The organism is Proteus penneri (genome assembly GCF_022369495.1).
GTDB classification, from domain to species: domain Bacteria; phylum Pseudomonadota; class Gammaproteobacteria; order Enterobacterales; family Enterobacteriaceae; genus Proteus; species Proteus penneri.
The window spans coordinates 2,376,261-2,401,161 of sequence record NZ_CP059690.1 but is presented as its reverse complement, the minus strand read 5'-3'; the positions used below and the strand labels follow the sequence as shown (position 1 = coordinate 2,401,161).

The 24,901-nt window shown below is 39.3% G+C and carries 19 protein-coding genes; 11 read left to right on the top strand and 8 right to left on the bottom strand.

Annotated elements, in window-relative coordinates; translation table 11 throughout:
• Window positions 1-5: 5 nt before the first annotated feature.
• The 6 genes from H1225_RS10860 to H1225_RS10835 all read right to left on the bottom strand — a co-directional run bounded on the left by H1225_RS10860 (window position 6) and on the right by H1225_RS10835 (window position 6,973).
• The gene (locus H1225_RS10860; protein ID WP_006533858.1) at window positions 6-647 is read right to left on the bottom strand and encodes a bifunctional 4-hydroxy-2-oxoglutarate aldolase/2-dehydro-3-deoxy-phosphogluconate aldolase; all 642 of its coding nucleotides are present in this window, start codon (window positions 645-647) and stop codon (window positions 6-8) included.
• Window positions 628-1,599: a sugar kinase gene (locus H1225_RS10855; RefSeq protein WP_109847820.1), complete on the bottom strand. Its 972-nt coding sequence runs from the start codon at window positions 1,597-1,599 to the stop codon at window positions 628-630. Before H1225_RS10855 ends, H1225_RS10860 begins: the two co-directional genes overlap by 20 nt.
• Window positions 1,596-2,450, bottom strand: coding sequence for a tagatose bisphosphate family class II aldolase (locus H1225_RS10850; protein ID WP_161669494.1), 855 nt, complete (start codon window positions 2,448-2,450; stop codon window positions 1,596-1,598). Before H1225_RS10850 ends, H1225_RS10855 begins: the two co-directional genes overlap by 4 nt.
• A 113-nt stretch (window positions 2,451-2,563) precedes the next feature.
• On the bottom strand, window positions 2,564-4,039 hold the full coding sequence (locus tag H1225_RS10845; protein WP_161727738.1) for a DUF2264 domain-containing protein: 1,476 nt from the start codon (window positions 4,037-4,039) through the stop codon (window positions 2,564-2,566).
• 54 nt (window positions 4,040-4,093) lie between these two features.
• A complete protein-coding gene (locus H1225_RS10840; RefSeq protein ID WP_109847817.1) occupies window positions 4,094-5,704 on the bottom strand; it encodes a sulfatase family protein in 1,611 nt (536 codons plus the stop codon).
• Window positions 5,705-5,737: 33 nt separating this feature from the next.
• Entirely contained in the window at window positions 5,738-6,973 is a 1,236-nt protein-coding gene (locus tag H1225_RS10835) for an anaerobic sulfatase maturase (protein WP_109399731.1), read from the bottom strand.
• A 535-nt stretch (window positions 6,974-7,508) separates the two neighbouring features.
• On the opposite strand from H1225_RS10835, the gene agaR reads away from it, so the two are divergent.
• The 11 genes from agaR to H1225_RS10780 all read left to right on the top strand — a co-directional run bounded on the left by agaR (window position 7,509) and on the right by H1225_RS10780 (window position 17,530).
• Entirely contained in the window at window positions 7,509-8,288 is a 780-nt protein-coding gene (agaR, locus tag H1225_RS10830; protein WP_006533848.1) for a transcriptional repressor AgaR, read from the top strand.
• 52 nt (window positions 8,289-8,340) lie between these two features.
• Window positions 8,341-9,621 carry a tagatose-bisphosphate aldolase subunit KbaZ gene (gene kbaZ / locus H1225_RS10825; protein ID WP_109399912.1) on the top strand — a complete coding sequence of 427 codons (1,281 nt, stop codon included), beginning with the start codon at window positions 8,341-8,343 and terminating at the stop codon, window positions 9,619-9,621.
• A 12-nt stretch (window positions 9,622-9,633) separates the two neighbouring features.
• Window positions 9,634-10,824, top strand: coding sequence for an SIS domain-containing protein (locus H1225_RS10820; RefSeq protein WP_109847815.1), 1,191 nt, complete (start codon window positions 9,634-9,636; stop codon window positions 10,822-10,824).
• Between the two features lie 24 nt (window positions 10,825-10,848).
• A complete protein-coding gene (gene agaV, locus H1225_RS10815; protein ID WP_072063422.1) occupies window positions 10,849-11,343 on the top strand; it encodes a PTS N-acetylgalactosamine transporter subunit IIB in 495 nt (164 codons plus the stop codon).
• A gap of 47 nt (window positions 11,344-11,390) precedes the next feature.
• The gene (gene agaW, locus H1225_RS10810; protein WP_006533840.1) at window positions 11,391-12,158 is read left to right on the top strand and encodes a PTS N-acetylgalactosamine transporter subunit IIC; all 768 of its coding nucleotides are present in this window, start codon (window positions 11,391-11,393) and stop codon (window positions 12,156-12,158) included.
• Window positions 12,148-13,038, top strand: coding sequence for a PTS system mannose/fructose/sorbose family transporter subunit IID (locus H1225_RS10805; protein ID WP_161724732.1), 891 nt, complete (start codon window positions 12,148-12,150; stop codon window positions 13,036-13,038). Before agaW ends, H1225_RS10805 begins: the two co-directional genes overlap by 11 nt.
• A 99-nt stretch (window positions 13,039-13,137) precedes the next feature.
• Window positions 13,138-13,572, top strand: coding sequence for a PTS galactosamine/N-acetylgalactosamine transporter subunit IIA (agaF, locus tag H1225_RS10800; RefSeq protein ID WP_006533837.1), 435 nt, complete (start codon window positions 13,138-13,140; stop codon window positions 13,570-13,572).
• Window positions 13,569-14,738, top strand: coding sequence for an N-acetylglucosamine-6-phosphate deacetylase (nagA, locus tag H1225_RS10795; RefSeq protein ID WP_109847813.1), 1,170 nt, complete (start codon window positions 13,569-13,571; stop codon window positions 14,736-14,738). Before agaF ends, nagA begins: the two co-directional genes overlap by 4 nt.
• 42 nt (window positions 14,739-14,780) lie before the next feature.
• Window positions 14,781-15,611, top strand: a complete 831-nt coding sequence (gene kduI / locus H1225_RS10790) for a 5-dehydro-4-deoxy-D-glucuronate isomerase (protein ID WP_006533834.1) — start codon at window positions 14,781-14,783, stop codon at window positions 15,609-15,611.
• An 84-nt stretch (window positions 15,612-15,695) separates the two neighbouring features.
• Entirely contained in the window at window positions 15,696-16,451 is a 756-nt protein-coding gene (gene kduD / locus H1225_RS10785; protein WP_006533833.1) for a 2-dehydro-3-deoxy-D-gluconate 5-dehydrogenase KduD, read from the top strand.
• Window positions 16,452-16,468: 17 nt separating this feature from the next.
• Window positions 16,469-17,530, top strand: a complete 1,062-nt coding sequence (locus H1225_RS10780; RefSeq protein WP_006533832.1) for a glycoside hydrolase family 88/105 protein — start codon at window positions 16,469-16,471, stop codon at window positions 17,528-17,530.
• 1,199 nt (window positions 17,531-18,729) lie between these two features.
• Here the strand turns inward: H1225_RS10780 and H1225_RS10775 are convergent.
• Both H1225_RS10775 and H1225_RS10770 read right to left on the bottom strand, forming a co-directional pair.
• Window positions 18,730-21,780, bottom strand: coding sequence for a chondroitinase family polysaccharide lyase (locus H1225_RS10775; RefSeq protein ID WP_161727736.1), 3,051 nt, complete (start codon window positions 21,778-21,780; stop codon window positions 18,730-18,732).
• Window positions 21,781-21,835: 55 nt separating this feature from the next.
• Window positions 21,836-24,901 carry a chondroitinase family polysaccharide lyase gene (locus H1225_RS10770; protein WP_239739113.1) on the bottom strand — a complete coding sequence of 1,022 codons (3,066 nt, stop codon included), beginning with the start codon at window positions 24,899-24,901 and terminating at the stop codon, window positions 21,836-21,838.

Here is a 24,901-nt window from a genome sequence, read left to right as displayed (position 1 = left end):
TTTATTTATCCCTTATCTGTTTTTAGTAATGAGTGGATATTTTGAATATGATTAACAATGGTCTGTTTATCTTGTTTATCAATCGTATCTGCTGTGGCAATCCAGCTTCCTCCGCAAGCAACAACTTGTGGAATAGCAAGATAATCACTCACGTTATTTAAACTAATGCCACCCGTTGGCATAAATTGTACTTGTGCGTAAGGTGCCGCAAGTGCTTTTAGCATTTTTACACCGCCAGAGGCTTCTGCTGGGAAGAATTTAACTAAGGTTAGGCCTCTTTCAAGGGCAACTTCTATCTGGCTTGGGTTGTTAATTCCCGGCACAATGTTGATGCCATTATTCAGACAATAATCAACGGTACTTGGGTTATAGCCCGGAGAAATAACAAAGCTAGCCCCAGCTTCTTTTGCCATATCTGCTTGTTGTGCTGTCAGCACGGTTCCTGCGCATAAAATAAGCTCAGGAAAATGCTCATGCATTAGCTTAATAGCTTTAGCTGCCGCAGGTGTACGAAAGGTGATTTCAGCAACAGGTAATTGATTTTGGGTTAGAATTTCACCCAGCCAGATTGCATCTTCAGCGCGATTAATTTGGATCACGGGGATCACTTTCAGTGATGAAAGAGTATCAACAATTGACTGTGTCATGGTTGTCCTTGATTAGTGTGTAGAATGAATCCGTTATTTCATGAGGAATGATAGCGCCATGGTGTTGAATAACGAGTCCGGCTAAGGTGTTTCCCCATAAACAGCAAGTTGGTAAGCGATTATTTTGTAGCCAAGCAGCAATAAAGCCAGCATTAAACGAGTCACCTGCGGCAGTGGTATCAACAACAGAATCTATCGGTTTGGGAGAAATATAGCCCGAATTTTTACCATCAGACCAGAAAGCGCCATGAGCACCGAGTTTGACAATCACGTTTTGATTGCCCCATTGATGAAGGCGTTGTGCAATATCTTGTTCTGTCAAAACGGGTTGTTGCCAAAGCATTTGCTCATCATCCCCCGTAACTAAAGCGATATCGCTAAGTCTGTACAGTTTTTCAAACCACGCTTGTGCATGAGGTATTGAATCCCATAAACGAGGTCGATAATTTGAATCCACAATTAAAGTGAACCCTCGTTGTTTAAGGTGGGTTAATTGCGTGAGTAGAGCCTCTTTACCTTCCTGCGTTAAAATAGCAAGAGAAATTCCGCTGAGATAAATCACACTATTATCAGGTAGTGCATTGAGATGTGTTGTAAAACGGCTATCTGTTGCAATATAACGTGCTGCTGCATCATTACGCCAATAGTGGAAACTGCGCTCACCACAAGCATCAATTTCAATGGCATACAGACCGGGCAGTTTTTCGGGAATAGTAATAACAGATTGGCAGTTGATCCCCTCGTTTTCCCATGCTTTTTGCATTAAGGCACTGTAAGTATCAGTGCCTAAACCTGTCATATAGTACGGATGTAATGAAGGGATAAGTCGTGATAGATAGAGTGCTGTATTTAACGTATCACCACCAAAACGTTGTTGTTGCGGTAAAAAAGGCTGACCACTAAGCTCTATCATACATTCGCCAATAATGGCGACAGTTCTATTTGTTTTCACAGTTTCCCATCACTTTTACAGACACGAATTTTATCTGCAACCACTGCTTTCATTGCGGCTTTGCCCGGCACAAGGTAATGACGAGGATCACTTGCATCAGGGTTATCCAAGAAGTACTGCTTGATTGCGTTAGAGAAGGCAATTTTCAGTTCGGTTGCGACGTTAACTTTGCATATACCTAAATCGATACAGTGTCGTACATCAGTATCAGGAATACCCGATGCACCATGAAGAACTAAAGGAATATCTGTTTTTTGGCGAATAATCTCTAAGCGTTCAAAATCGAGATGAGGTTCATGTTTGTACATACCATGTGCTGTACCGATTGCAACGGCTAATGAATCAATGCCAGTTGCTTTAATAAATTGTACTGCTGAATCCGGATCGGTGAATAGGGCATCTTTTGTATCAACGATAAGATCATCTTCCTGTCCACCAAGACGACCTAATTCAGCCTCTACAGTGCAATCCCAATGATGGCAGAAATTTACCACTTCTTTGACAATGCGAATGTTTTCTTCAAAATGAAAATGAGAGGCATCGATCATAGCGGATCGCACACCTGAAGTGACTTTATGACAAATATCAGGAATATCTTCATGGTGATCTAAATGTAGAGCAACTGGGATACGATATTGCTCTGCGGCCTGCTGGCAAATAGAGATCAAATAATCACTACCAGCATAAGCAAACGTGCTTGGTGTACCTGCTAAGATAACAGGTGATGCCATTTCAGCGGCTGTTTCCATCACGACTTGAATCGTTTCCAAGTTATGAATATTAAAAGCAGGCACAGCATAATTTTCACGCTGTGCTTTATTGAGCATATTACGAGTAGAAACCAGATACATGTTTGCCTCTCATCTTTCGTTTAATTACGAATTATAATAAATGAAAGAAATAGAAAGGTAAAAGATCTAAATCACATTTTATTGCTATTACAGTGAAAGCAAATGAAAGATGATTAGAAAAAATGTGCCATTTTAGAGCTGTAACTGGTGATCCCTTTGCGTAATAAATTATTTTTCGGTCGTCTTGACTGCCCTATCACGGTTTCAGCGACTTTTTGTGCTAAGGTCTGTTTTTCTAAACGGCGGGTTAATGGCGTTTGCTGAGTGGTATAATCTTCGCAAAAAATGACGTTTACCTCTTGTGTTGCTTTCACTCCAGTCACTAAAGCTTGAATCGCAGGGATTTTGAAACGAAAGTTATCTTTTTCGATAGGTAAAGGAAGTGAAGGTGTTTGCCATAAATTGATACGATCAGCACAATAAAGCGCGATAATCACGGCACGTAATGACCAAAAACTACTAGCAGGTCCACTGTAGTTATCAACCAAACGAGGATCGTGAGCAAATAAACCTTGCGTTGGCGCACCATTTTTTAATGCACCTTGAGAAATAAAATAACGTAGACTACTTTCAAAAGCGCGTTTTGCCTCGCCTACTTTGACTGAAGGACAATGTAAATCGACACCCGCTAATAATGGAGCAGAAACGGCAAGGCGATAGCAGGCGCTACGACCAAAAAAAGGAATACCTTTTGGGGTCATAAAATAAAGGTAATGTTGATTAAAGGTGTTAAGTGATTGAGTAATAAATGTCGCATCGAATTGAGGGTCAATTTGTGCTAACCAATACAGTGAATAGTAAAAACCCCACGCATTGTAGTAATCATAATTACCTTTTGCACCATCACGAAACCACCCATCACCAACATAAAACTCTTTTAATCGTTCATAGCGCCAATGTGCAATCGTGTCTTTTCCTGTGAGTGCTTTAATGACAAATTGAACGGTAAGAGGGAAGAAATGCCAATTATTATCAACAATTTCACAGTGATTAACTTGTTCGAACCAAGTAATAATTTGTTGTTGTGTTGCAGGTGCTAATGTATCCCACACCCATTCACGGCTTATCCAAAGAGTGAGTGCTAAATCAGATGCTTCACAGATCCGTTGATCGTAATCTTCAAGTTTCCCCCAATAGCCCTTATGAAGTGGGTCAGTACCATGAATAAAACTTTGTGTGATGATTAAAGGTAAGTTGAAAACTTGATGATTTAATCCTAACAATGTACTTTTTTTGCTGCTAACTATCCATGCGGCAAGTAGAGGAAGTACTCTGCTTACACCTTCAAGAGCATCAGTTCTTGCCGTTTGTTGCCCTGGACTTCCGGGATAATAAGCATGAGAGTAACCCCAGACTTGGTAATGATGAAAAGCCTGTGTGACATACTGTGTCAACATTTCGCATAAAGAGAAAAGTGACTTGTTTTCATCATTAAAAAAGTCAGTGATCGTTTTATCATAGCGACGATAAGCTGATTTCCTGACTAAGCGTCGAATGATATTTTCCTTAAATAAGCGTTGGTAGATTTCTACGTTTGGGTGCTCATAAGGAAGCTTGGGACGTGCTGAAGATGCAATTTTAATAGCCATTTTCGTATCTCAGAAAAAAGACGCATCCTTGCGAAACAAAACGGAAGCTCCGTATTAAGGTTTTGCGGAATCCACTAATATTTGATAGTGGTCTTGTCCCCAAATAACCGGTTTCGGTTTATCTTTGATCCACTGGTAATACGCATTTTTTAGTTCAGCAACTTTTTGTGGATTTTGTTTAGATAAATCAATTGATTCAGCCGGATCTTTTTTATCGTTAAAAAGCTGAGGCTGATTTTTCCCATCATCATAAAAATAGAGCGCCCATTCACCGTCACGTACAGCCCAAGCACCTTTAGAGAGTTTTTCTAAATTAGGATTTGTAGGTGGTGTTTTACGTTGATAGGTTATCCATTGGTGATATCCATGCCAAAACTCTTGGTTTTCTTCACTATAATGTTTAGTGCCTGGGCCTGCCCAATAAAGATAGTTGTGAGGGGATTTTGTTGTTTCGCCTTTAAGTAAAGGCATGATGTTTTTCCCTTCAACGTTTAGATCGTCAGGAATAGTAATACCTGCTGTTTGTAGTGCAGTCGGTAAAATATCAAGTGCGGAAATCATCTCATCACTTTTTGTACCTGCTGGAATGGTACCAGGTTGATAAGCAATAAAAGGAACTCTAACCCCACCATTAAACATTTGTCCTTTAAAGCCTCTATCCATTGCATTCATTGGCATTGGTGATTCATTAACGGCACCATTGTCGGATAAGAAAAAGATAAGTGTATTTTCTAATTCACCATTTGCTTTTAATTTTGCAATTATTTGGCCAATACCTTCATCGGCTGCGTTTAAGGCAGCAAAGTATTTATCTGCTTCAACATTACCCGTATCAAATTTCTCCATATATTTAGCAGGTGATGCTTGTTCCAACGGAATATGAGGAACGCTATAGGAGAGATTAATAAAGAATGGTTTATCTTTATGTTGATCAATAAATTTTAAGGTCTCATCCGTTAATAAATGCGTGGTATAGCCCGGAGCTGGAACATTGACACCATTACGCCAAAATGCAGGCGAATTCCATAAAGCCACACCCGATGCGTAATAGCTAAAGTCATAATCAAAACCTCGTTCATGAGGTGCGTAACCCGCTTCTGGTGTTGAGATCATGTTGTCGTGATAATCGCGGGTTTGTTTACTTTCATTAATTTTCGGTTTGCGGATCACTTTTGCATTGTGCCATTTTCCAATACTGGCTGTGGCATAACCATTTTCTTGGAAAAGTGAAGGCAATAGTTTGATATCTTGGGGAATACCTAAAATGGCATCATCATTACTGTAAGTACCAAAGCTTGCAGGAGAACGCCCAGTAAAAATACCTGCTCGAGAAGGGCCACAAACAGGATGAGCAACAAATGCATTGGTCATTTTGGCACCATTAGTTGCCATTTGACTGACATTTGGCATTGCAATGCGTGCAGCTTCAACCATCTTATTGATATCGCCTTCATAACGTGGCGGTGTTGGTCTTTGTGCTAATTCATCAACATTTAAGGTATCCAGTACAAAATCAAGCTGCCCTGTTCCTAAATCATCCATCACTATCAGTAAAATATTCGGCTTTTCAGGTGTACCGCCTGCATTGGCAGAGATTGGAATGCTTAAACATGACGTAGCAATCAGCCCAGCGAGTAAACTTTTTTTAACAGAAGGTAAGATCACGAATTGTCTCCAGAATAAACAAAATAAAAAGAGTTACTTTAAGTAATTTTTTTTCATCGCAGGGAGTGCATCACTAGCAAGCCCCCCACGTGAAATAGCTTGTTGCATTAATTGCATGCCTATCGCGGTATGGTGAAATATTTTTTTATAAGAGCGACATAGGTAGTTATGGCGATGTTTTTCGCCTTCAATAGCAATAATGCGATGTTTAGGGCAACCGCCGTAACATAAGCTTTGCACTTCACACTGTTTGCAAAGGCGAGTTTGTTTATCATATTTATTTTGGCCAAAGCGCTGTTGCTGTTTTGATGTGGCTAAATGAGCAAGACTATTTTGATGAATATTGCCCAAATTATTAGCGGGATAGACATAGTGATCGCAAGAGTAAACATCACCATTGGCTTCAATGATCAATGCCTGACCACAGGTTTTAGATTGAATACAAGTTGATGCGGGATATCCCATCCATGTGCCTAATAAACTATCAAATAAGCGGATATATATTTTCCCGATATCGCCTTGCCGTACCCATTCATCAAATACTTCAGCCATAAATTGCCCATAACCTTCAGCCGGAACAGAAAACGGCGCTAATTGTGCATTAGGACCCGGTGCATAATGTCCTCCGTGAGTATGAGGAAAGCGTCTATCGACTTCGACAATGGGAATAAATTGAAAGAAAGTGGAGCCTAATTCTTTTAAGGCTTGATAAGTTTCTTTTCCTTTATTCCAGTTTTGGTCATTAACGACAGTGAGTGTGTTAAATTCGACACCATATTCATTGAGTAACTTAATTGCACGTTTTACTCGTTCAAAAGTAGGGCTTCCATTGACTGAAATACGATATTTATCGTGAACAGCTTCAATGCCATCAATTGAAACACCTAATAGAAAGTGATTATCAGCAAAGAATTGTGCCCATTGGCGATTAATAGCAATTGCATTGGTTTGTACACTATTTGTAATTGTCTTGCCGTTAGCAAATTGCTTTTGATATTTGACGACTTGTTCAAAGAAAGCTAATCCTGCAAGCGTTGGCTCGCCACCTTGCCAAGAAAAATCAACCTGATCTCCACCGTGTGACTGAATATAGTCTTTAATATAACGACGAAGTACACCATCTGGCATCACGGTATGGCCTGTCTCTTTTGTTTTATCTTGAAAAATATTTTCTTTTTCCAGATAAAAGCAGTATTCACACTTAATATTACAGTGGTAGCTTGTCGGTTTTGCCATCATATGAAAATAAGCAGGTTGATTTAATGCCATTAGTTATTTCCTGAGTTTCTTTTTTATCCTGTTACATTACGTAAAATTTATCAAAACAAAAGAGATTAAAATCACAAATACGAGATATCGAAAGCAAATGAAAGATTTTTACGAAAGATAAATACGATTATTTTCGATAAAAATACTTTCGATTCGATACTATTTCATATTCTATTGACTATTTGAGTTATTTATTATGATTTTTTTTTCGAAAATAAATGAATGTAATGAAGTTTTAATCTTTATTTTGTGAGATAAGGCGAGATAAAATCTATATTATTGTATTTTATCTAGCTGTAGATGGTGTAATAACAAGTGTAGTGTTGCGTTATATCATTTTAATTATTGGAAACTGATGGCCTCAAGGCTATCATTGAAGCTACACGAAAATAATCGTAAGTAATCGATGATGATTCGAAACTTTGTGAAAGAGATCAAAAGTTTTGTTTTTTTGCATTGTCGGTAAAAATTGGCGTAGTAAACTATATTCGAAACCAATCGAAAGAAAGTCTTTTGGTTTCGTAAGGAGACGAAAGTGAAAGCGGCAGTTGAGAGGCGTATGGAAATCCTCGATATGGTAAACCAGCAAGGTAAAGCCAGAGTCGAAGATCTCGCTGAATTATTTAAAGTCTCAAGTGTCACTATCCGCAGCGATCTAAGCTTTCTTGAAAAAAATGGTTATATCGTTCGCTCTCATGGCGCAGCAATTCCTAACACAGGATTTATTGCCGAATTGAGTATCCACGAAAAACGTGGACAAAACGCGGGCATAAAAACATTAATCGGGAAAGCAGCCGCAACGCTGATAAAGGATGGAGACACCGTCATTCTTGACTCGGGGACAACTACTCGCGAAATCGCGACACATTTAAAGTCGCGCGAAAATGTAGTGGTCATGACTAACGGTCTGGATGTCGCAATGGAGTTAGCAAATACCTCAGGTGTGGAAGTATTAATGACCGGTGGTGTATTGCGAAAAAGTGCGTTGTCTTTTTCTGGCTCACAAGCTGAAAATAGCCTTAGAAATTACCGTTTTGATAAGGTTTTTCTAGGTGTTGACGGATTCGATTTACGTGTTGGTATTACTACACACAATGAACAGGAAGCCAGTCTTAACCGTTTAATGTGTGATATCTCAGAAACGATTATTGCGGTTGCCGATTCTACGAAATTCAGTAAACGCAGCTGTCATATGATCAGAGAATTTGGTGATATTGATATATTAGTGACCGATTCAGGTATTCCTGAAGAATATGTTCAGGAACTGAAAGATCATAAAATCGAAGTGATTATCGTCGACGATAAGGCATCGTAATTTGCTAACTCCATTAGCAACACCGCCGGTGTTGATTATGGAGTTAGTATTAATGCATCCTTTAGAAAAGATTGTTCAGCAACATAAATCAGGCAAACAGAATGGTATTTATTCTGTTTGTTCTGCCCATCCTTTAGTAATAGAAGCAGCTCTATTACAAGCGCTGGATAATGATTCCTTTCTGCTAATTGAAGCCACCTCTAATCAGGTTGATCAGTTTGGTGGCTATACAGGAATGACCCCCGCTGACTTCTACCAATATGTTATTGAACAGGCGAAAAATGTCGGTTTTCCTATCGAGAAGCTTATTCTTGGTGGCGATCATTTAGGGCCTAATCGTTGGCAACACCTTAATGCTGAAGATGCGATGGCAAATGCAGATGTGTTGATTGCACATTATGTTGCTGCGGGTTTTAAGAAAATCCATCTTGATTGCAGTATGTCTTGTGCTGATGATCCTATTCCTTTGACGGATGAAATTGTGGCATCTCGTGCCGCTCGCCTCGCTGTAATTGCAGAAAATACGGCAAAAGAGACATTTGGTACAAGTGATATTGTTTATGTTGTTGGTACAGAAGTACCCGTTCCAGGCGGTGCTGCTGAAGAGCTTGATACTGTTGAAGTTACTTCACCTGATGCTGCGCGTAAAACCTTAGAATGCCATCGCCAAGCTTTTCATGATGTGGGGGTTGGTGATTGTTGGCAACGCGTTATTGGTTTAGTTGTTCAACCCGGCGTTGAATTTGATCATACGGGTATCATTGATTATCAACAAGAAGAAGCACAAGCATTAAGCCAAGTGGTAAATGATTATTCTCACCTTGTTTTTGAAGCCCACTCTACGGATTATCAAACTAAAGAAGCTTATAAACAGCTAGTTCATGATCACTTTGCCATTTTAAAAGTTGGGCCAGCATTAACCTTTGCAATGCGTGAAGGTTTATACGCACTTTGCTCCATTGAAGAAACATTATTCCCTCAAGAACAGTGCTCTAAATTGCGCGAAAAAATGGAACAACTGATGTGCCGAGAGCCTGGATTTTGGCAAAAATATTATCACGGTGATGAGCGTCAACAAGCCTTTGCTCGAGTATATAGTTTTAGTGATCGTATTCGCTATTACTGGCCTGATGCTGAAATTAATGCCGCCATCGATACGCTAATGGATAACTTATCCGTTAAACCAATTCCATTGCCATTACTGAGTCAATATCTGCCTTATCAATTTACCCAATTTAGAGAAGGCATGATTGACGGATCGCCTGAATCTTTTGTTATTGCGAAAATTCGTGATGTGTTATCGGTGTATGCCGATGCGTGCTATGTCCATTAATTGAGGGAAACCATGGAATATTTAAGTTATCAGACCGCTAAATTAGAGCAACTGAATGCATTTTGGACTGCGAAAGAAATTGAGCAACAACCAGAATGTTGGAAGAAAACATGGCAATCAGTAAAAGAGAAACGTGCTGATATTGAGGCCTTTTTAGATAAAGCGCTTGCAGTGCCTCATGCACGAATTATTTTAACAGGTGCAGGTACGTCCGCATTCGCTGGAAAAGCATTGGCGCCTATTTTAAGTGGCCATACAAAACGTCGAGTAGATGCGATTGCAACAACCGATTTAGTGGCTGATCCACAAGAATATTTAGCAGAAGATATCCCAACATTATTAATCTCTTTTGCTCGCTCGGGTAATAGCCCTGAAAGTGTGGCAGCGTTAGATGTTGCGACTGAATGTCTATCTCAGTGTCATCACTTAGTGCTGACATGTAATGCAAATGGCAAGCTTTATGAATATTGCCAAAATAACAGTAGTGCATTGGCATTGTTGATGCCTGAAGAATCCAATGACCGTTCTTTAGCAATGACCTCTAGCTTTTCATCCATGATGATGGCGGCAGTGACCATCTTTTTAGGGGATAACGTCTTTAGGGATTCTATCGCACCTTTTTTTAGTCACTATAAAGCACAGTTTAATAAAGCCAATCAAATTATTCGGGATAAATACGCGGGTAAGTTTAAACGAGTTATTTATCTAGGAAGCGGTGGATTGCAAGGTTTAGCGCAAGAAGCTGCGTTGAAAATGTTAGAGCTTACAGCGGGTAAAGTGGTTGCAAGCTTTGATACTCCATTAGGTTTTCGACATGGGCCTAAGTCTATCGTAAATAAAGAAACTTTAGTGGTGATGTTTTTCTCTAATGATCCTTATACACGTCAATATGAGACAGACTTATTACGAGAGGTTATTCACGATAATGCATCAGGCAAGGTGATCGCGATCACCGCACGAAATGATAACGCTTTCTCACCAGAGAGTTTTGTTTATATTCCTGCGTTAGAGAACTGTTCTGATGTGGCGCTATTGTTCCCTTACTTGATGTTGGCGCAATCATTCGCATTTCACAGTTCCATTGCACTAGGGAATACGCCTGATAACCCGTCTCCGACAGGAGAAATCAACCGCGTTGTACAAGGCGTCACAATTTATCCGTTCTCACACAAAAAAGACGACACACAGTCTGCTTTAAATTAATAAAATATAATAAGAGAGCTAATTATGAACACACCTAATATTGTCTGGACTCGCATTGATGAACGTTTACTCCATGGTCAAATCCGCATTACATGGGGTAAACATACCGAAGCAAACCTGATTTTAGTGGCTAATGATGATGCAGCAGAAGGCCCTAATGCCGCATTTATGCAAGCAGGTATGAAAGCGTCAGCGGGTGGTGAGTACGCTGTTCGCTTCTTCTCTATTCAAAAAACTATTGATGTTATTAGTAAAGCATCTCCTCGTCAGAAAATTTTTGTTTTGTGTAATAACCCGAAAGATGTTGCCCGTTTAGTGGAAGGCGGTGTGCCCATTACTCACTGTAATGTTGGCAATATGCATTTTCATGAAGGGAAACGCCAAATTGCGAAAACCGTATCAGTCAATGATGCCGACATTGATGCGTTTAAACGCCTTGTCGCAAACGGTGTGACTTGCACAATCCAAAACACCCCCGATCAGACACCGGTTGACGTGTTAGCGCTAGCATCAGCCTGATAATTTCCTGAACAAAAAACCTGCATTAGCAGGTTTGAGGATTATTTATGATTTTTGAAGCTTCTTTAGTGGCTTTATGGGCCTTCTTTTGCGGTATAGATAAGTATGATGTTGCATTAAATATTCACAGACCATTAATTACAGGGCCTGTTGTTGGCCTGATTATGGGTGATATGCAGGTTGGATTGATTGCAGGTGCAACATTAGAACTTGCTTGGTTAGGACTTGTTCCTAACGCCGGTGCTCAGCCACCAGATGTAACATTAGGCACCATTGCTGCGGTTGCTTTTGCGGTAATGACAAATCAATCACCTGAAGTTGCTATGGGGATTGGTATGCCAATTGCTGTGTTAATGCAAATGTTGGTGATTGGCTTCTTTGCAATGACGGCATTCACTATGGGAAAAGCCGATAGATACGCAGAAAGAGCCGATGCTGGTGGTGTGTCACGGCTACTGATTATCACGATTATAGTACGTTCATTACTCTATGCTTTAGTTGCCTTCGTAACGGTCTATTTTGGTGAACATGCAGCTCAATGGATTGATGAGAATACCCCGAAAGTGTTGCTTGAAGGTTTAGGTATTGGTGCGAAGATGGTTCCTGCTATTGGTTTCGCCATGTTGCTGAAAATCATGTGGTCAAAAGAAGTTGCCGGTGTGTTCTTCATTGGTTTCGTTATGACAACCTATTTAAAACTGCCAATTATGGCGGTCGCTATTTTAGGCGCATCAGCCGCCGCGCTCTACTTCTTCTTTAGTGGTAACAACAAAAATACAAGTCAGCAGAATGAGGATTTCGAAGATGGTATCTGATAACAGCACCGCATTGAAAACGCAGGATAAAACAGAAACAGGTTCTTTGATTGATGGCATTGATGAGTATCAAGATACCACAGTCAGAAAAGTGATCACGAAAGGTGACCTTTGGAAGTGTGCGTTCCGAGGGTTATTTATGGAAGGTAACTTTAACTTTGAACGTATGCAAGGTGGTGGATTTGCCTTCTCAATTATTCCAGCATTAAAGAAGATCCATGGGAATAATAAACGCGATTATGCAACATCACTGAAAAACCATCTGCAATTTTTTAATGCCAGTCCTAAGCTGTTTACCTTTTTATTAGGTACAGCTGTTGCAATGGAAGAAAACAAAGAAAAACCATCAACTGTTAACGTGATGAAAGTAGCAGGAATGGGGCCAACAGGGGGTATTGGCGATGCTATTGACCACATGACCTTAATGCCACTGACATTAGCATTGGGCGCATCTATTGCTATGGAGGGTTCGATTGCGGGGCCTTTTGTTTTCTTCTTTTTATATCAAATTGTGCACTTTTTAGTGTATTTCGGGCTGATGTTTATGGGTTATCGCGCGGGAACCGCTGCGATGGTCAATATGAGTGATGCCACTGAAAAACTGGCTAAAGCCGCCAATATTATGGGGATCTTTGTCATTGGGGCGCTCTCCGCGACCTTTATCAAGGTGCAAACCACCGCCTCGTTAGAGCTGGGAGGAAAGGTGGTCGAATTGCAAACCGCGCTCTTTGACAAAATCATGCCGAATTTACTGCCTTTGTGCTTAGTTTTCCTGATGTACAAAATGGTAAAAAGCACCGGTTTTTGGGGTAAACCTCCGGTATTGATTTTCTCAACTCTTGCATTTGGCGTTATCGGCCATGTATTAGGATTCTTATAACAGAGAGCCTTTACCACAGTCGTTATTGTCAATCGAAATACATTATTAACTTGCTATAAACGGGCAGGAGAGTCTTCTGCTGCCCGCAAGGAGTCACTCATGATAGGTCTTATTGTTTCAGGACATCTTAATTTTGCTTCTGGTATGGCATCAGCCGTAAAAGCGATTGCTGGAGAACAGGAAAATATCGCGTTTATTGATTTTGTTGAGTCTATTTCCCCTGATGAATTAGAAGAAAAAATGCGTGAAGCGATTGACTCAATGTCATGTCAGCAATATTTGTTCTTAACAGATTTACCTGGTGGAACCCCTTGTAATCGAGCAATGGCCATTATGATGCAAAATCCTGATGTTGAGGTGTTAGCTGGGGTGAATTTACCGATGATTGTTAATGCCGCTTTTGAACGAGAAGGGTGTTCAACGTCAGAGTTAGTGCAAACGTTACGCGAAATAGGTCAAGAGAGTATTCAGGATATTCGTGAGCAATTGGCACAAATAGACAGCAATGATGCTGATGAAGAAGACGGCTTATGAGTCAGCGATACGCCATTTTGGCAGATAGAACGTTTACACCTGAAGGGATTCGTTATCTCTGTTATGTCTGTGTTAGGGGCGATGTCATTGAATCGATCACCTCGCAAGCACCAACTGATTGCCCCATTATTCGCCTAAAAGGGAAATCATTATTACCCGGTTTTGTGGATATCCATATTCATGGCCGTGAAGGTGCGGATGTTATGGATGCGACTGAGCAAGGATTGCAAACCATCGCGGATGCTTTAGTGAAAACAGGCGTTGTAGCGTGGGTTGGTACAACGGTTACTGCGCCTATAGATGATATTCGTCTCGCATTATCACAAGTACGTGAGTTCTTATCAAAGCCACAAACGTCCGGTGCGTTGTTGCTTGGGAGCTTTTTAGAAGGGCCTTATTTTACCGAGCGCCATCGAGGCTCTCACCCGGTGAAATATCTAAAAGCACCGACAATATCAGAGTTAGAAACACTACTTGAAAGTGCGGGTGACTCATTATTGCGTGTCGCTGTTGCGCCAGAAGCACAAGGTTCAATAGAAGCGATTGATTGGTTGGTCAATCGAGGCATTAAACCTAGTGTGGCACATACGGCGGCAACTTATGAACAAACGTCAGATGCATTTTTACATGGCGCTGATTGTGGCGTGCACTTGTATAACGGGATGACGGGACTTCATCACCGAGAGCCAGGATGTTGTGGTGCCGTGTTGTATCACGATGTATTGGCGGAATTGATTGCCGATGGCATTCATGTTCATCCCGTGATGATGCAATTAGCGTATCGCATGAAAGGTTACCAACAACTTGCGCTAATTACAGATTGTATGCGTGCAGGGGGATTACCTGATGGTGATTATACGCTAGGTGCTCAAACAGTTAGCGTAACCCAAGGTCAAGCAAAAACTGCCGATGGTTCTTTGGCTGGGAGTACTTGTAGCTTAGATAGTGCATTGCGAAATATGGTGCAACTTGCGCACGTACCTGAGTGGGAAGCGGTACAAATGGCAACTGCGATCCCCGCAGAGTATCTCGGCATCGGCGATAAATTGGGTTATATCAAAGTGGGGCGACAAGCCAGCTTTGCTGTGGTGGATGAGTGCTTTCATCTCACCGATACATTCATCAGAGGAAATCATATTTACTCTGTATCCGGGGAAAATGCATAGCTTTTCTGTTATGCACCCATCAGTAAAAATGAGGTATTTATAATGGAAATTCGTCAGCCAATTCATAGTGAACATGCTAAAAGGCTTGATACAGAAGGACTTCGCAAGGAGTTCCTGATTGAAAACCTATTCTGTGAAGGGGAAATGAATCTCACTTATAGCCATATAGATCGCATTATTGTTGGCGGTATTGTTCCCACAACACAGCCTTTAGCGTTAATGGCAGGTAAAGCATTAGGCGTTGATTTCTTTTTAGAAAGACGTGAGTTAGGTGCCATTAATATTGGTGGTGCTGGTAAAGTAATTGTTGATGGTGAAGTGTTTGATATTGGTGCTCGTGAAGCAATTTATATCGGAATGGGTGCTAAAAGTGTTGAATTTACCAGTGATTGTGTAGAAACACCCGCGCGTTTTTATATGAATTGTGCGCCAGCTCATCATACCTACCCAACGCGCAAAATAACGCAACAGCAAGCATCGCCTGAAAAATTAGGTAATGCAGAAAACTGTAACGTTCGTACTATTTATAAATTCTTACACCCTTCAGTTCTGCCAACGTGCCAATTATCTATGGGGATGACGGTTCTTGAACCAGGTAGTTTATGGAATACCATGCCTTGTCATACCCATGAGCGTCGTATGGAAGTGTATCTCTATTTTGATATGAAAGATGACAATGTGGTTTTCCATTATATGGGGGAACCAACGGAAACTCGTCATTTAGTTGTTCGTAATGAGCAAGCAGTGATAAGCCCTAGCTGGTCAATTCATTCTGGTGTGGGCTCTGCATCTTATACCTTTATTTGGGGAATGGTTGGTGAGAATCAGGTCTTCCACGATATGGATCATGTGGCAATGAAAGATCTGAAGTAACTACGATACGAATAGTTACATTTTCTTCTTACTCTACTTATAAAAAAGGTGTGGCAATGAAGCCACACCTGAGAGGTTACTGCTATGAATTTATTCGATTTAAATGGCAAAGTTGCTATTGTCACAGGTTGTAATACAGGTTTAGGTCAAGGCATGGCTATTGGTTTAGCCAAAGCGGGTGCAGATATTGTGGGAGTGGGTATTCAAGATGCACCAGAAACTCGCCAACAAGTAGAAGCATTGGGTCGTCGCTTTCATTACATTACGCAAAATTTAATGAAACAAGATGGATTACAAGCGCTGGTGGATGAAGCCGTTTCTGTGATGGGGCGTATTGATATTTTGGTGAATAATGCAGGGATTATTCGTCGAGAAGACCTTTTAGAATTTAGTGAAAAAGATTGGGATGATGTGATTGATATTAATCAGAAAACACTATTCTTTTTATCCCAAAAAGTCGCTCGCCAATTTGTAAAACAAGGAGAGGGTGGAAAGATAATTAACATTGCTTCTATGCTCTCTTATCAAGGTGGTATTCGTGTACCTTCTTACACAGCAAGTAAATCCGCAGTAATGGGATTAACTCGCGCATTGGCGACTGAACTCTCTCAATATAATATCAATGTAAATGCAATTGCTCCGGGTTATATGGCAACAGATAACACCGCAGCACTACGCGCAGATGACGTGCGTAATGCCGCTATCCTAGAACGTATTCCTGCAGGACGTTGGGGAACGCCAGAAGATGTTGCTGGTCCTGCGATTTTTTTAGCGTCTAAAGCCAGTGATTATGTTAATGGATACACTATTGCAGTTGATGGTGGTTGGTTAGCTCGTTAATTTCATGGAGAAGTAGGATGGAACACGCTAATACAGAGGCTTTGCAAAAGAATACCGTATTGCAAAATATGAAGCGAGTGTATCGTTATCAATCGGCTAATCAAGTTCGCAGTGTCCGCCGCCGTAGTGGAAAAACCCGTTTTATTAAAGACACAGATTGGGAACGCGGTGTTTTATGGAGTTGTGTCAGTGCAGCATGGCAAGCCACACAAGATGAAGAATATCTTAATGGTGTATTGAATTACACACTACATACTGGATTTAGAACGGGTCCTAATCCTCGCTTTGCAGATGATCATGTGTGTGCACAAGCTTATCTGGCTATTAGTCCATTGTTTGAACAATCTGAAGTGGTTGAGCCAACAATCAAAGCATTTGATATTATGATTGATGAGCCAAAACCTGGTCGTGAAGACTGGTGGTGGTGTGATGCACTCTTTATGGCGCCTCCTGGTTTTGCTGCGTTAGCTGAAATCACCAATGAGCGACGTTATTTAGATTATATGCACACAGCTTATTGGGATGCGATTGACCATTTACGTGATCCTGAAACAGGGCTTATCTTTCGTGATCATCGCTATATTCCTGATGGTCAAGGCAATGAATTACGTGAAGCTAATGGTGAAAAAGTATTTTGGAGCCGTGGTATCGGTTGGGTTTTAGCGTCGATACCTCGCATCCTAAAATATATGCCTGATGATTATCATGGCCGTGAACGTTATATTGTATTGTTTAAAGAATTAGCGACATCCATCCTAGATTATCAACATGAAGATGGTTTTTGGCGAACCAGTTTACTTGATCCTGATAATTTTCCTGCACCAGAAAGTTCAGCTACAGCACTATTTTGTTATGGACTAGCATGGGGAATTAATCAGGGAGTATTAGAGAAAGAAATTTATTTTCCTGCTTTAAATAAAGCATGGTCGGCATTACAAACCTGTATTCATGACAACGGCATGATAGGTTGGGTTCAACTTCCAGCATTTAACCCTCGTGAAGTGAAGTTTGAACATAATATGGATTATGGTGCTGGTGCTTATTTATTAGCAGGAAGTGAAGTTTTAAATCTTTTGTAAAATTGCTAGAGCTTTGATATTGACGCTTTGTTGTTTTTCTTGCGCTTTACATGCCTTCCGCGCAATATTTTCCTATCTAGGATGCCGACCAAAAATAGGGGTCGGCTTTTTTATTTTTAATATAATAAGAGGTAACATAAATCTGTTACCTTTTATTATAAATTTGGGTGCTTAGATTAAACCGTAATAACTTAATTAGAAAATTGCAGGGGATTTCTCCCCCACAAGGTTAATGTTTGTTATTGATAAACTTAACCTGAACATTTATATATTCACTATTAATTGTGAAATTTTCAATTGGATTGTTATAAAATAAAAATATCAGCAATACGGTGATATTTATACTAATAACAATCATACTAATAAGAGAATATTTGTTCATTTTCTTGACAGCACCTCTATAAGGAGGCAGAATCAAGTTGTTGGGTTAGATTCGGCCTCGGTTAATGTTAAATAACATAATCGGGGCTTTTCTCTTTCTGGTGTTTGCAAAATGCTTGAACCAGATTGATCCAAGCACCCGCGCAGAGCATAGCAAACTATTAAAATGAGACAACATATTTATTATCAATAATAAATCATGCGATTTTTTTTATTATTTTAAATAAGTAATTAATTCGCTAACTGCGCGAGTAAATAAAATAAGAGGTAACGGTAATTTGTTACCTTTTATTATAAATTTGGGTGCTTAGATTAAACCATAATGACTTAATTAGAAAACTGTGGGGGATGACTCCCCCACAAGGTTAGTGTTTATTACTGATAAACTTAACCTGAACATTTATATATTCACTATTAATTGTGAAATTTTCAATTGGATTGTTATAAAATAAAAATATCAGCAATACGGTGATATTTATACTAATAACAATCATACTAATAAGAGAATATTTGTTCATTTTCTTGACAGCTCCTCTATAAGGAGGCAGAATCAAGTTCTCAGGTTTGAGTCCGCCTCGGTTAATATAAATATATTTTCCGGGGCTTTTCTCTTTCTGGCATTTAGCAAATGCTTGAACCAGATTGATCCAAGCACCCGCGCAGAGAATATCAAATTATTTAAATGAGACAACACATTTATTAGCAATAATAAATGTGTCGATTTCTTCGCGTTATTTTAAATTATTAATTAATTCGTTAATTACTTTTAATAACAATAGAGCCTCGATATTTTATATCGAGACTCTTTGTTTTAAAATTTAAGAAGTTGACTTAACTAAATTAATAACAATCGGTGTTGCTTGTATTGTCGTCGTAGTGATAAGTGTATTATTATCCTGATGCTTAATCATAATACCAGATTGAGGTGTCATTAATTTCCATCTTCCTTTTACAGTAATTGTACTATTTACTGGTTGCGATTCTGCTGTGAGCCATTTACGAGAATAAACACTAACTTCAATTTGATTACCTTTATGATCAACTTGATCTGCTTCAATGCCCTGATATAAATTTAAATCAGGGTTAACAATACTTAATGTTAATTGCTGGTTTTGTGTTTTAGCCATAATCATAACAGGTGCATTACTGGATAATATTGTTGCCTCAGGTGAACTTACTTGAGAAGATTCAAAGAAAGCATATCCCTCCTCTTGAGTTAATTTATCTTTTACCGCATGAAGTTGATTATTATGTTGTAATACTGTGTATTCGGGGGCTTTATTATCTTGAGATTCAATCGCTATCGCATACTCATAAGTTGCATCACTAGGTGCGTTACCATGAGAAATAACAGCTGTTGCAAATAATTGTTCTGTAGGTTTTGAATTTCTATCATCAAGTGAATGTTGTTTTTGATAACTAAATTCTACGGTTTGATCTTTAGCGAGCTTATATAAATTACCAGCAGGATCAATTAAGGTATCTGCATTATTTAAAGTTAATCGAGTACCTAATTGATTAACCTCTTTACCATTAATGCTCACTGATTGTAATTTAGGGACGGCAAACTGGAATAATGTTGTTTCTGTCGTATGTTGTTTATCGTTATTTTCAATACCAGAGCCTAAGGCGATAACTCTATTATCAAATAAGAAATAGGATTTATTAGCTCTTAAGCTTTGTTGTTGATATTTACTATGGCCATGTAATTTCATGGCAAACATACTGTTATTATTAAGTGTATTGGCACCAGAATAGCTTTCTGTTGAAAGCAACATTTCTTCAATACCGGCGGCTGGTAATTGATTAAGTTTTGCTTCAAGTTCGTGATAGGGAAGATGGATTGTGGTTGTTCCTGGATATCTATTCCAATCCCATCCTGCATGGCTAAATCCCGATTGAGTTAAATCAGCTGGAATAATTTCTAATTGTCCATATTGTAAATAACGACCATAACGATTGTTATTTTCATAACTTTCATTGCCAACAAGATAACGACTAAAACCACGAGCAATTGCAAGCCAGCTTTGCTGTGGTACTTGAATAGAAGCCCTACGCTGTATTGCCATTGAAGCATAGTTCATCGCCCATGCACCAGTGGGTTCATTTTCAGCTTTAATACCGTCAAAATTGTCTTTGTTATCTAATTTTGCATAGGCAGCAGCCAATGTGGTATCTAATTTTTGTTTGCCATCAGGTGTTCCTGCTAATGCCATCCATTTAAATGGAGCAATTCCTATTTTATGTAATCCTGTGGGATGACGGCCACTTAATACCACAGGGATTTGTGTCTCTTTGGTGTAGATTCGCATTTTTAATAACACATCTTTTAAACGCTCATGTGCTGAAGTCGATAAGCGAAAAGGCGAATCGCTCAATGCATAAACACTCGGTGCTAAACCACCAAATGCATCTTTAGCGTAAGCAGGGTAATGCTGTGAATGATGAAAAATAGAACCATCAGGTTTAAAACCACCTGCAATACCTTTTGAACTTAGTATGGTTTTATTTAGCCAGTTTTGCAGTTGTACTAAGGCTTGTTGACGTTGTTGATAATCTGGCAACATCAGTAGGCTTTTTATCATCCACTGTAGTTGTGTGTTAAGAATATCAACGTTTGCATCAATGATTTCATCGTCTTTTTCAAAAATTCGTCCTGTGGCGTTGTACCACATCATCGCTTGTTGAGTCGGTGCTAAAAGGTTATTTTTTGCCAGAATGTGACGACCAATAAACCATGCATCAAAAAGCTCTCTAGTTTGATATCCAACATGAGTAATAATTTGATAACCACTACCTCGTGTAAAACCTTGTTCAAGGACGTAACGAGTTCCTAATAAATAGCGTTCTTCTAATTTTTTTCTATCAGTTGCTGATAAGGAATTACTACGCAAGTAAATGGCAGTTTGAAGAAGCGTTTTGCCCACATCTCTTAACATATTGGTATCAAGTAATGTTTTTTTCGTCTCTTCACTAAATACGCCTTCAACCTTCATAAAGTTTTGTCGGTTAGGATGATCGAGTGCTTTTCCTGTTATTGAACCATCAGCGTGTTGCGTTAATCCTAATTTTTCCCAGAGTGCTAAATTTTTATTAAGCATGTCTGAGGTGATTTTTTTATCAGCATTAATTCCCTGATAATATTCAAAACGCTGATAAATTGATGCCATTTCAGTTTGAGCATCATGAAACTCAGTATTGAAATTTAGAGTTGGATAATGACCTTTAAACATCTGATCATACATCAGTAAAGCACTCCAGTTTTTACTGACCATCGTGTTTACTGCGTTATTGACGTAAGGAGTTTGATAATCAGGAACGGCCCATCGATTGTCTAAAGGTACACTCATCATAATTTGATCAAAAAAGAGAGTTCCTGCCTGATCTGGGGCAGTTATCACTAATTGTTCAAATTGACCTGTTGCAGAGCCTTGCATATCACGAAAAGGAACAGCAATACCTCGCCATCCCGTAAAATTAAGTTCAGCATTAAAACTTAGTGCAATTTTATTATTTTGTTTAAATGCGAACGTTAATGGGGAAGATTGAGGTTTTTCATTATAAATCCACATCATAAAAGTGAGTGGAGTTGCTGTATTTTTATCATCTTGGTAATTAACAATATTATTTAGCGTTAATGTTGCTTGTGGTTGATATTGCCATTTTAGTGATTGTTCACCATCTTTAGCGTGCTGTTTACTCAGTGATAATTGATTATTATTTGAAGTAATAAGGGTATTAGGCAGTTCATTTTCAAAAAGATAAATATCGCCGAAAGTTTCATGAGATAGAGAGGAGAATGCTTGTGCGGGTAATGATAAACAGAGGCTTAATGTAACCGCGTGGGCTAAAGAGTTTTTTATTAGCATAATCAGATTTCCTGCAAATAAAAAAAGGAACGCAAGGGCGTTCCTTTTAATTAAATCATGGGAGTGGTGAGAGTTTGATTTCTTGTGGAATACCAAAGTAGCTGGTAAAAGTCAGTTCAGTGTTATCACCTGAAAGGTTATATTTCACTTCACTATTTTTATCAGTAGGTTGCCATTTTCCGTTGACGACGACATTGATAGTAACAGCCGTTGCTGCTTTTTGGCGTGTCATATTTAAATCAGGTGTCACAGCACTGACAATAAGAGTGTCTTTTTGTCGATGAGTCATCACAATCGCGGGTTTATCAACTTTTTTGATCCACTTATCTTCAATTGAAGCAGGCTGATAAAAGGCATATCCCGTCACATTGCTGAGTTTATCGTAAATAATATGAACATCTTTATCTTTACGAACAACTTGATATAACCCATTATTTTCACGAAATTTCTTTGCCATCTCTCCCATTTTTTCAGGAGTCGCATCTAAAAAGACCATATACTCATAATTGGAATCTTTAGGTTGAACGCTGTGATCAATCCACGCTGAACTGAAGTTTCCTTCTGTTGGTTGGCGATTTTTATTTTCAGCCGAAGTCTGGTGTTGACGACTGACATTCACTTTTTCAGCTTGAGTAATTAAATAACCATTACCGTTGCTATCAATTAACCAATCACCTTGTTTAAGTGTTGTTTGGTAAGGAATGGCTTCGATTTTTTGTCCATTAATCCAAATGGTATTTAATGTTGGAGTAATGGCATGTTGGAATAAGGTGGTCTCCACATTTTTATTTTTATCACTACTATTTATATTACTACCAATAAAAATTAAGTGATTATCAGCGGCTAATACACTTTTTTTGGCAGTGAAGTTAGGATCAAAACGCTCAAGATTGGCGGGATAAATAAGATCGAATGCCATCATCCCATATTTACCGTCAAGGGCGGATGTTCCGCTAAATCCACGCTCTCCACGTTGCATTAACGTATGAGGTTTAGGGCTGTCTAATTCTTTAAGAGGAAGGTGGATCGTCGTCGCTCCTGGCATTCGATTCCAATCCCAACCTTCTTGCTGATAGCCCTGTGAAAGCTGCGAACCATTACTCACTATTTGAGCGACACCATGACTTTGATAACGACCATAACGGTTATCTTTGTTATAAATTTCAGATGACCAAACATTGGTGTTATAAGCTTTCAGTGTCACCATTTTATCTTGCCAACGATGAATACCAAAAGCACCACCATTAAAGGCATAGAAGCCTTGAGGTAAAGCCGCTGGCGCAATAGTTTCTCCAAAAATAGCACTCGATTCATTTTGTGTTTTATCACTTATTGCAAGATAAATAGATGCGAGTGTTTTATCTGGAGACGGTTTTGCAGACATGGCAAGCCAGTAGTAACCTTGAGCGACTGATTTTAACGAAGGTGAGTTAAAAGGATGCCTTCCAGCAAGAGGTAATCCAACTTCTGGATTACTGTAAATCCACGCCGATACCATCGCTTTTTTCAAGTTATCCCAACCGCTTTCACCAACGGCAAATGGAGTACTACGTAATAAATAAATAAGCTGAGAGGCATTTTTAAATGCAGGGAAAGAGTAGCCCGGATAGTTGCCTTCATGTCGCCACGCCGTACCATCAGGGCGTAAACCATCTTTACTACCCGGCGGTACTTGAGTTAATGCGCCAGTAATGTAATGACTGAAGGTATTAACTAAGTTGATACGTTTTTGATCATCAGGTTCTAGCAGTAATAAGGCTAAGTGCTGACGAGATAAGGTGTTGAAATAGTCTAAATCTGAGCTGTTTGCTCCTACTTTCATATCAAAACTACTTTTAAACTCTCGTGAATACCACAATAATGAATCATAAACTTGAGTTTGTAGATTTGCTTCTTTTAAGGCATCAGACATTAATAGTGTAGAAATATACCACCAACGAGAACTGTATCCCCAATGATGGGTTGTGACTAATGCACTCCCCTTAACAAAGCCTTGGTCTAATAAGTGCTTTGTCATTAATAAGTACATTTGTTTTAATTGGGCTTTTTGTGTCGGATCTTTTTCAAGAACATAAGCACGGCTGATATTAAACATTAATGTTGTGTAGTTACCAAGAATGACATAATTATCAAAAAGTGGCTTATCTTGAGAATTAAGGTTTTCTGGCTGATAAATAATAGTTTGTTTATCCGTGATCAGATGCCGCCCTTGTGTTCCACCATCTGCTAGGGCGTGAATATTGAGTGCATCAAAATCACTTTTTAATTTACTAATATTTTCTTCTAGCGCGAGATTTGTCTCTTTTTCACCGCCAACAAATTCGTTAATCAGACGCTGGCGAATAAGATCAACCGCAGCTAAGTTTTCGGGCGTTGCTGGCAACTGAGGTTGTACGTTATGAAACTGAATTTCTGGTTCTGATAAGCGAGTTTTTACTTGATAATCAGACCATTGGTAGCGAGCATCATCGATAGAAAACATGATCCGATCGATATAGATTTCACCTTGTCCCACATTAGAAGGGGCTTTAAATCGTAGGCTATCAACATTAGCACCTAAAGATCGACCAATACTATCTTGAGAGTCATCAGAGGAGGTATTGATTGCATTTAAAGTCATCTCTCGATTTTCAAGATCGTTATTTAAAGAGACACCCACAGCACGCCAGCCCGTGAAATTTAGTTTTACTTTAAATCCAGCCTGAGCTTCACTGATTGAATTAAGTTTTTCTCCTAGGTCGATAGTGAGATAGCCATCAATGGGTTTTTCGTTATAAAGCCAAAATGATAAAACAGGTGTAGATGCGCGTCCCCATGCTTTAGACGCTTCTTTATCTGTTGGTACAATAAGCTTTTTATGTAAAGTAAAGCTACTTCCACCTTTCCATTTCCACAAAAGGGATTGGCTTCCCATAATGCTACGCTTATCAGATAACGTCAGTGTTGAGTTTTTATCTGTTGTGAAATCAGCTAACGGGTTATTTTGGGCAAAATGATAGATTTCTGACTGCATCAGATTTTTAGGAGCAAATGCAGGATTACTGGTGGCTGCCATCGCGTTATAAGGAGCTGATAATAGCCCCAATGTTATAGCAAGTGCAGTAAAGCGAAATATCGGCAT

Coding starts and splice junctions, on each gene's coding strand:
- H1225_RS10860 (WP_006533858.1), bottom strand. CDS start 647: ATGACACAGTCAATTGTTGATACTCTTTCATCACTGAAAGTGATCCCC.
- H1225_RS10850 (WP_161669494.1), bottom strand. CDS start 2,450: ATGTATCTGGTTTCTACTCGTAATATGCTCAATAAAGCACAGCGTGAA.
- H1225_RS10845 (WP_161727738.1), bottom strand. CDS start 4,039: ATGGCTATTAAAATTGCATCTTCAGCACGTCCCAAGCTTCCTTATGAG.
- H1225_RS10835 (WP_109399731.1), bottom strand. CDS start 6,973: ATGGCATTAAATCAACCTGCTTATTTTCATATGATGGCAAAACCGACA.
- kbaZ (WP_109399912.1), top strand. CDS start 8,341: ATGCATCCTTTAGAAAAGATTGTTCAGCAACATAAATCAGGCAAACAG.
- H1225_RS10820 (WP_109847815.1), top strand. CDS start 9,634: ATGGAATATTTAAGTTATCAGACCGCTAAATTAGAGCAACTGAATGCA.
- agaV (WP_072063422.1), top strand. CDS start 10,849: ATGAACACACCTAATATTGTCTGGACTCGCATTGATGAACGTTTACTC.
- agaW (WP_006533840.1), top strand. CDS start 11,391: ATGATTTTTGAAGCTTCTTTAGTGGCTTTATGGGCCTTCTTTTGCGGT.
- H1225_RS10805 (WP_161724732.1), top strand. CDS start 12,148: ATGGTATCTGATAACAGCACCGCATTGAAAACGCAGGATAAAACAGAA.
- agaF (WP_006533837.1), top strand. CDS start 13,138: ATGATAGGTCTTATTGTTTCAGGACATCTTAATTTTGCTTCTGGTATG.
- nagA (WP_109847813.1), top strand. CDS start 13,569: ATGAGTCAGCGATACGCCATTTTGGCAGATAGAACGTTTACACCTGAA.
- kduI (WP_006533834.1), top strand. CDS start 14,781: ATGGAAATTCGTCAGCCAATTCATAGTGAACATGCTAAAAGGCTTGAT.
- kduD (WP_006533833.1), top strand. CDS start 15,696: ATGAATTTATTCGATTTAAATGGCAAAGTTGCTATTGTCACAGGTTGT.
- H1225_RS10780 (WP_006533832.1), top strand. CDS start 16,469: ATGGAACACGCTAATACAGAGGCTTTGCAAAAGAATACCGTATTGCAA.
- H1225_RS10775 (WP_161727736.1), bottom strand. CDS start 21,780: ATGCTAATAAAAAACTCTTTAGCCCACGCGGTTACATTAAGCCTCTGT.
- H1225_RS10770 (WP_239739113.1), bottom strand. CDS start 24,901: ATGCCGATATTTCGCTTTACTGCACTTGCTATAACATTGGGGCTATTA.